We start from the raw sequence: 1,458 nt of genomic DNA, 5'->3' as shown, positions 1-1,458 counted from the left end.
GTCATGGCAGAGGATCCCGATCTGGAGGAATAAGGCCAGTTCAGCGGCCACTTCAGTGGCCAGTTCGTGGCCGAGCGGAAGAAGCCTGCCACGGGTGTGCGACACGTGCCAGCACTTTCAGGACGGACAGGTTGAGTGGACGTTGAATTGACACGGCTTGGGGTGTTTTGGTCCAGCTGGGGTCGGCGAATTCCGTAAAGGGGGCGAAAGGGCCCCGCCGACCAGGTCGACGGGGCCCTCATTGTCGGTACTGCGTCATTTTCTATATGGCGTCATCGTCGCTACTGCATCAGTTGTACGTGCCCGAAGCCCAGATTGCCGTACCATCGGGCCGGTAGATCATCAGATTGCCATCGGGCTGCAGCAGCATGGCATCGCCGGGCTCCACCACATCCGCCGACCACAGGGCCGTGCCCAACTGGTGCGCTGGCTGGGGGTAGATTCCGAGGTTGCCGTCGTTCTGCAGGGTCAGCACCGCGTTCGGGTATCCGGTGGAGCCTCGCGTCCACGTGCCACCGTTCGCCTTGGTGATGGTCAGCAGTCCCTGCTCGAACTTCATGGTCGCGCGGGCGGTGCTCCAGCTCGATCCACTGGGGTAGTTGGTGTTGTCGCTGGGGAACAGCACGTAGCCCGGCGTACCCGACAGCAGGGCCACCTGGGTCGGCGTCAGCGTCTTGTTCCAGACCTGGACGTTCGACACGGCGCCCTTGAAGAAGGTCTCGTGGTTGCCGTTGTACATGTAGTCCCCGACCCGGAGGTTGCCGGTGAAACCCGCCACGGCGTCGTGGGTGCCCCAGCCCGCCTCCACGCCGTTGATGTACAGGGCCATCGTGCGGGTGGAAGGCTTGTACGTCACCGTCAGGTGGGTCCACACGCCGACCTGTACCAGTCCGAAGTTGGGGTCCGGGTGGTGGACACAACTGTAGGTCCAGGCGCTGCTGTCGGCCTTGGACAGGCAGAAGTACCACTGCTTGGTGAACGAGTCGGCGTACACGATGAAGCCCGACGACTGGTTGCCGTCCTGGGACAGCACGATGCCGTTGACCGCGTCCGGTTTCACCCACACCGACGCGCTGAAGTCGGCGGAGGTGGAGATCGCACTGCTAGTGGACAGGACGCCGGTCCCGGTTCCGTTCAGACGGACGTCGGGGTTGAACAGGTCCTTGCTGTTCCACGTCGCACCCGTGCCGCCGGTCATGGGAGAGCCACTCGAACTTTCCACGCTGGAGGCCACCCGGCTGCCCTCGGTCCCGCCTTCGGCCAGCGGCCAGGACTTGGACGGGGCGATCAGCGTCTGCGCCGACTGAGCGGTCAGGGCGGTGCCGTTGAACAGGTGGGGGGTGACGTTGCCGTTGGAAGCGACGGCCCAGAGGTCGATGGTGCCGTCGCGGTTGATGTCGGCGGCTTGGAGGACGGGTTTGGTGGTGGTGGTCCAGCCGTTGGCGGCGATTTTGGTGG

At 64.3% G+C, this 1,458-nt stretch carries 1 protein-coding gene; it reads right to left on the bottom strand.

Translation table 11 applies throughout. The annotated features are described in order from the left end of the window. Nucleotides 1-289: 289 nt before the first annotated feature. Nucleotides 290-1,458 (bottom strand): LamG-like jellyroll fold domain-containing protein (locus K353_RS33535; protein WP_305000348.1); only part of this gene is annotated, 1,169 nt, incomplete at its 5' end.

The sequence above is a fragment of the Kitasatospora sp. SolWspMP-SS2h genome (assembly GCF_003259315.1).
Taxonomy (GTDB): domain Bacteria; phylum Actinomycetota; class Actinomycetes; order Streptomycetales; family Streptomycetaceae; genus Kitasatospora; species Kitasatospora fiedleri.
This window is presented reverse-complemented; position numbering and strand designations above follow the sequence as displayed.